Annotated in this window: 8 protein-coding genes; 4 read left to right on the top strand and 4 right to left on the bottom strand. The window is 59.4% G+C overall.

Translation table 11 applies throughout. The features are described from left to right. Positions 1-182: 182 nt before the first annotated feature. Together AC07OV_RS27855 and AC07OV_RS27850 are read left to right on the top strand one after the other, a co-directional pair. Positions 183-602, top strand: a complete 420-nt coding sequence (locus tag AC07OV_RS27855) for an organic hydroperoxide resistance protein (RefSeq protein ID WP_176998253.1) — start codon at positions 183-185, stop codon at positions 600-602. Positions 603-630: 28 nt separating this feature from the next. Continuing rightward, positions 631-1,647: an alpha/beta hydrolase gene (locus AC07OV_RS27850; protein ID WP_494997815.1), complete on the top strand. Its 1,017-nt coding sequence runs from the start codon at positions 631-633 to the stop codon at positions 1,645-1,647. Between the two features lie 64 nt (positions 1,648-1,711). Here the strand turns inward: AC07OV_RS27850 and AC07OV_RS27845 are convergent, their stop codons facing one another. Continuing rightward, complete coding sequence (locus AC07OV_RS27845) at positions 1,712-2,284, bottom strand: elongation factor P (protein ID WP_003172723.1); 573 nt, start codon at positions 2,282-2,284, stop codon at positions 1,712-1,714. A gap of 49 nt (positions 2,285-2,333) precedes the next feature. Continuing rightward, entirely contained in the window at positions 2,334-3,467 is a 1,134-nt protein-coding gene (earP, locus tag AC07OV_RS27840) for an elongation factor P maturation arginine rhamnosyltransferase EarP (RefSeq protein ID WP_495093405.1), read from the bottom strand. A 132-nt stretch (positions 3,468-3,599) separates the two neighbouring features. On the opposite strand from earP, the gene AC07OV_RS27835 reads away from it, so the two are divergent. Both AC07OV_RS27835 and AC07OV_RS27830 read left to right on the top strand, forming a co-directional pair. Then, on the top strand, positions 3,600-3,968 hold the full coding sequence (locus tag AC07OV_RS27835; RefSeq protein WP_176998255.1) for a hypothetical protein: 369 nt from the start codon (positions 3,600-3,602) through the stop codon (positions 3,966-3,968). A gap of 5 nt (positions 3,969-3,973) precedes the next feature. Then, entirely contained in the window at positions 3,974-4,456 is a 483-nt protein-coding gene (locus tag AC07OV_RS27830; RefSeq protein WP_495093404.1) for a GreA/GreB family elongation factor, read from the top strand. Between the two features lie 107 nt (positions 4,457-4,563). Here AC07OV_RS27830 and cysB read toward each other — a convergent pair whose 3' ends face one another. Together cysB and AC07OV_RS27820 are read right to left on the bottom strand one after the other, a co-directional pair. After that, complete coding sequence (cysB, locus tag AC07OV_RS27825) at positions 4,564-5,538, bottom strand: HTH-type transcriptional regulator CysB (protein ID WP_003189876.1); 975 nt, start codon at positions 5,536-5,538, stop codon at positions 4,564-4,566. A gap of 104 nt (positions 5,539-5,642) precedes the next feature. Beyond that, positions 5,643-6,143, bottom strand: a complete 501-nt coding sequence (locus AC07OV_RS27820) for a universal stress protein (protein ID WP_176998257.1) — start codon at positions 6,141-6,143, stop codon at positions 5,643-5,645. Positions 6,144-6,194: the final 51 nt, after the last annotated feature.

Below are 6,194 nucleotides of genomic sequence, written 5' to 3'. Positions count from 1 at the left end.
CCCCTCCCCCCCCCCCCCCCCCCCCCCCCCCCCCCCCCCCCGGCTCCTACAGGGTCAGAAAATCGCTCATTGCGAAATAATTTGTAAATTTATCTTGCGCGCAAAACATTAGCGCTATACATTCGCCTCACCAGTTACTTAGCGCGCAAATATTTAGCGCTAAAAACCAAGATGACGACACCATGCAAACTCTCTATACCGCAGTAGCCACCGCCACCGGCGGCCGTGATGGTCGTGCTGTTTCCAACGACAACATCCTCGACGTAAAACTCTCCACTCCCAAGGAACTGGGCGGTGCCGGCGGCCAGGCGACCAACCCTGAGCAACTGTTCGCTGCTGGCTACTCGGCCTGCTTCATCGGCGCACTGAAGTTCGTCGCCAGCCAGACCAAACGAAAAATCCCCGATGACGCATCGATCACTGCCCACGTTGGCATCGGCCAGATCCCCGGTGGTTTCGGCCTGGACATCGACCTGAACATCAACCTGCCGGGCCTGGCCCAGGAAGACGCGCAAAGCCTGGTCGATGCTGCCCACCAGGTGTGCCCGTACTCCAACGCCACCCGTGGCAACGTCGATGTACGCCTGCACGTGACCGTCTAAATGAACTCGGCCGCCCCTGGAGAAAACAATGAACACAATTGGTAAAGCGCTCACCGGCACCCTGCTCGCCCTGTCCATCACCAGCGCGTTTGCTGCAACCGGTGATGTCGAGCACAACACTCAGGCCTTCCTGGATGTGCTGAACGCAGGTACCGGTAAACCGATGGAGCAACTGACGCCACAGGACGCCCGTGCCGTACTGGCCGGCGCCCAGGCCGGTGTGAAGCTGACGCTGCCACAGGCGGATGTGAGCCAGAAGACCATTCAGGTCGATGGCAAGCCGCTGGGCCTGACCATCGTGCGTCCAGCCGGGGTCAAGGGCACGTTGCCCGTGTTCATGTTCTTCCATGGCGGCGGCTGGGTGCTGGGGGATTACCCGACTCATGAGCGCCTGGTGCGGGACCTGGTCGTGGGTTCGGGGGCGGTGGCGGTATTCGTCAACTACACGCCTTCGCCAGAAGCGCATTACCCGGTGGCGATCAACCAGGCCTACGGCGCCACAAAATGGGTGGCCGAGCACGGCAAAGAGATCAACGTCGATGGCAAGCGCCTGGCGGTCGCGGGCAACAGTGTCGGCGGCAACATGGCGGCGGTGGTCAGCCTGATGGCCAAGGACAAGGGCACGCCAGCGATCCAGTTCCAGTTGCTGCTGTGGCCGGTGACCGACGCCAACTTCGACACCGGGTCCTACAACCAGTATGCCGAAGGGCACTTCCTCACCCGGAACATGATGAAGTGGTTCTGGGACAACTACACCACCGACGCCAAGCAACGCGCCGAGATCTACGCCTCGCCGCTGCGGGCCACCACGGACCAGCTCAAGGGCCTGCCGCCCGCGCTGATCCAGACGGCCGGTGCCGACGTACTGCGTGATGAAGGCGAAGCCTATGCCCGCAAGCTGGACGCAGCCGGTGTGCCGGTAACCGCCGTACGCTACAACGGCATGATCCACGACTACGGTTTGCTCAACGTGGTCAGCCAGGTGCCGGCCGTGCGCTCAGCCCTGCTCCAGGCCTCGGATGAACTCAAGCAGCACCTGAAGTAAACGTGACGCCCACAAAAAAGCCCGACTCAAGGTCGGGCTTTTTTTCGTATCGGCAGGGCCAGAATTACTTCTTGGCGCGACCTTTGTACGAACCACCTTCACGGGTGTCGATTTCGATCAGGTCGTCGATTTCGATGAAGTCGGCAACTTGCAGCTCGGTACCGTTGCTCAGCTTGGCTGGCTTCATGACCTTGCCCGAAGTGTCGCCGCGAGCGGAACCTTCGGTGTAGGCCACTTTACGCACGATGGTGGTCGGCAGTTCTACGGAAACCAGGCGCTCTTCGAAGAAAATAGCTTCGCAAACGTCTTCCATGCCTTCTTCGATGAACGGCAGAACGGCTTCGATATCTTCAGCGTTCAGCTCGTACATGGTGTAGTCGGTGGTGTCCATGAACGTGTAGGTGTCGCCGCTGATGAAGGACAGAGTCGCTTCTTTGCGGTCGAGGATCACGTCGTCCAGTTTGTCGTCGGCGCTGTAAACGATCTCGGTCTTGTAACCGGTCAGCAGGTTCTTCAGCTTGGTCTTCATGATTGCGCTGTTACGACCAGACTTGGTGAACTCAGCTTTCTGAACCAGCCAAGGGTCGTTTTCGAGACGGATCACTGTACCGGGTTTCAGTTCTTTACCAGTTTTCATTGCATATATCCGAAATTTGGATGGGATTTACAAAATTCAAGGTGGCGTATCATATCCAACTTTCATAAAACTGTACCAGCGCCGTCGCAAGATCGGCCTGCAAGCCTTGTTCCAGACACCACGATTGCGCGTGCTGGCTCACCTCCGGCCAGTGTTCCAGCAGCATTTTCCACGGCTGTGCCATATCGCCATCCGTGTTCCAGGCTTGCCAGAGCGCGATCAGTGCAGCCTTGGCGGCCGGGGATAACGCCTCGGTATAGAGCGCCAGGAATGCATCGAGCTTGTCCAGGTGGATGTCTTCGTCCTGCCGATAGATGTGCCACAACAGCGGACGCCCGGCCCACTGGGCGCGCACGAACGAGTCTTCACCGCGCACCGCGTTGAACTCGCAACTCCACAGCAGACGGTCATATTGTTCCTGGCGCACGAACGGCAGCACCTGCACCGTCAGTCCCTCGCGCACGTGGATATCGCCCGCTACCAGTCCCTCAATGCCCAACCAGTGCTGCACATCACCCAGAATTCGCCCTTCCGGAACCAACAGATGAGTGGCGCGCCCGTCCGTCGCCAACACGTCCAGCCAACTGGCTAGCCCTGCATTTTCATAGGCGAACAGCGACATCAAACGCGCGCCCGGCGCACGAAACACACCCAAGGATTGCAGGAATTGCTGCTGAGCGGCGCCATCTTGCTGAAACGCCTGACGCTGCTCCAACAGGCCCGCCTCACGCAACAAACCGCCGGTTCCCACACGAAAACCAGGAAAGAAGAAGTACTTCTGCACGCCCTTGAACTTCACCGATGGCAGGCGATGACACCCCACCACCCAGTCTTCGGCGCTGAGGTAATCCAGGTTCATCCACAACGGCGTGCGTTCGCGTGCGGCCATGACTTCCATATAGTCCGCAGGCAGTTGGCAGGCGAATGCAGCAATGACCACATCGGCGGACGCGGTCCCAAGCCATTCGGCCGGCCAGTGCCGCACTTCGACGCCTTCCTGCCATTGTGCATCCCGCCGCACATCAATTTCCGGGCACATGCGCTCGAAGGCCCGCAGATCATCAACCCACAAGCGCACGTCACAACCGTGCTCCACCACCAATTGCCGGGCCAGGCGCCAGGTCACGCCGATGTCGCCGTAGTTGTCGACGACGCTGCAAAAAATATCCCAGCGGGCTTTCATTCCGGGCTCCAACGATCAAAGGCTCGATTGTCCGCATAAATGCACCGATGCAGAAGGCTTGATCGCGATTATTCTGCACGGTGGCTGTGCGACAATCGCCGCCACGCCGCAAATGCCTGCCAGGAGGCCGTCATGTCTGATCGTCCGTTGTCGCTTTTCAAGCTCAGTGTCGCTATCGCGTTTGGCGTCTGGCTGGGGTTTGTCGCCATCGTGCTGAGCACCTGGCTGGCGTCTCGCTACCTGTTCCCGCAAAGCCTGGCACCGGTAGCCCAGGCGGTGCAGCAATTGGGCAAGCCCGCGGTTGCGCCAGCCGAGCCGCCGAACCGGATGTTCGAGCAGTATCAGCAGAACCTGCAAAAGCAGGAACAACAGCAAGCCCTGGACCAGGCCCGCAGCAATGCGCGTAACCTGTCCAACCCCAAATGCCAGTTCTGGCTGCAACAGGACCAGAACGCCCCCAACGAAAAGACCCGAGCCAATGTCCTGCAATTCTGCGATTGATGACCATGAATAAACACGCCGTCCTCCAGTTGATCCTGGAAAAGCTAAGCGTCGACCTCGATATCGCCCAACGCGCCGCGCAGACCGCCTACGAAACCGCGACCCACGAAGAAAACATCGCGGAAAACAAGTACGACACGCTGGGGTTGGAGGCCTCCTATCTCGCCGCCGGGCAGGCCAAGCGCGTCGAAGAAATCAAGCAGGCACTGACGCTGTGCCAGAACCTGCAACTGCGGGCCTACGATGATCAGCGGGGAATCGAAATGGGCGCACTCGTGGGGCTGGAAGACGAGAATGGCCGCCAGCAATGGCTGTTCCTGGCGCCTGATGCAGCGGGCTTGAAGGTGGACGTGGTGGGGCAACCGGTGACCGTCATCACCCCACGCTCGCCCCTGGGCAAAGGCCTGCTGGGCAAGTTCGAAGGGGATGAGGTCGAGATTCTGGTGGCGGGCGCCCGGCAGTTTTTTGCGATTACCGAGGCCAAATAATGATCCCCCTGTAGGAGCCGGCTTGCCGGCGATGGCGGTGTGACAGGCGATTTATTTGCCAGTCATGCCATCGTCATCGCCGGCAAGCCGGCTCCTACAAAGTGTTATCAGTGGACGGGCAGTTCAACGCCGTCGAACAGCTCTTCCAGCTCTTGCTTGTTGTGGCACTGGATCGCCTTGGCCATGACTTCACGGGTCAGGTGCGGCGCAAACTTCTCGATGAAATCGCACATGAAGCCACGCAAGAACGTGCCACGGCGGAAACCGATCTTGGTCACGCTGGATTCGAACAGTTCGCTGGCATCAAGCACCACCAGGTCTTTGTCGAGGTTGGTGTCGACCGCCATCTTGGCGACGATACCCACGCCCAGACCCAGGCGTACATAGGTCTTGATCACGTCAGCGTCGGCAGCGGTGAACACCACTTTGGGCGTCAGGCCGCGATGGCTGAAGGCTTCGTCGAGCTTGGAGCGGCCGGTGAAACCGAACACGTAGGTCACGATCGGGTATTCAGCCAGGGCTTCCAGGGTCAGCTTCGGCAGCTTGGCCAATGGGTGGCCTTGCGGCACGACCACGCAACGGTTCCAGCGGTAGCACGGCATCATCACCAGGTCGCCGAACAGCTCCAGCGCTTCGGTGGCGATGGCGAAATCCACGGTGCCGTCAGCGGCCATCTCGGCGATCTGCATCGGCGAACCCTGGTGCATGTGCAGCGCAACATCCGGGTACTGCTTGATGAAATCACGGATCACCGGCGGTAACGCATAACGCGCCTGGGTGTGGGTAGTGGCGATGGACAGGGTGCCTTTCTTCTCGTTGGAGAATTCCTGGGCGATCTGCTTGATGCTTTCGACTTTGCGCAGGATCTCACCAGCGGTGGTGATGATGCGCTCACCGGCCGGGGTGACGCGGGTCAAGTGCTTGCCGCTGCGCGCGAACACTTCAACACCCAGCTCGTCTTCGAGCAGGCGGATCTGCTTGCTGATACCGGGTTGCGAGGTGTAGAGGCTTTGAGCGGTAGCGGAAACGTTGAGGTCGTGGTGCGCCACTTCCCAGATGTAGCGCAGTTGTTGAAGCTTCATATGTATCCCTCAAAGCAGATAGACGCCACGGGTATCAGCGACGGTATATAACTATATTAAAGGTTAGACGGATAAATCTAGAACTTTTTATCGTTTATTACCATTCATATATCGTCGCTGCGCCGGCGCTGCAGCGAAGGCACCAGGTACACCGGCACCGTAGACAACTGCAGCACCCGCGCGGCCGTGCGCCCCAGCGGTGTGGCGGCCGCTGTCGCGTGGCTATGACTACCTACGATCAGCAGGTCGACGGAAAGTTTGCGCAGTTGGTCGAGAATCACTTCGCACGGATCCCCCTGAATCACCCGCACCGAACGGATCAGCTTCAAGTCTTGCTCCCCCTCCCCCAACTCCTCGCGAAAACTGTCCAGCACCCGCTGCTCGATCGTCGCCATGACGGTGGTCAGCCCCTGAGTCTGCCATTCGCTCAAAGCCTTCTCATCAAGGTAGCTCTGCAACACCGATTCGGCGAACAGCCCGATCGGCTCGACCACATGAATCACGTACAGATCCGCCTTGAACGTTCGCGCCAGCGCCAGGGCATGTTGCATTACATAAGGCGCATACAGACCCAAGTCTGTCGCGTACAGCATCGAACGGATCATAGAACCCCCTGGAAGGCCAGGACGGCGGAGATGAAATGAGCTTAGCAGCGC

The organism is Pseudomonas sp. GW821-FHT09A09 (genome assembly GCF_059418405.1).
This window is presented reverse-complemented; position numbering and strand designations above follow the sequence as displayed.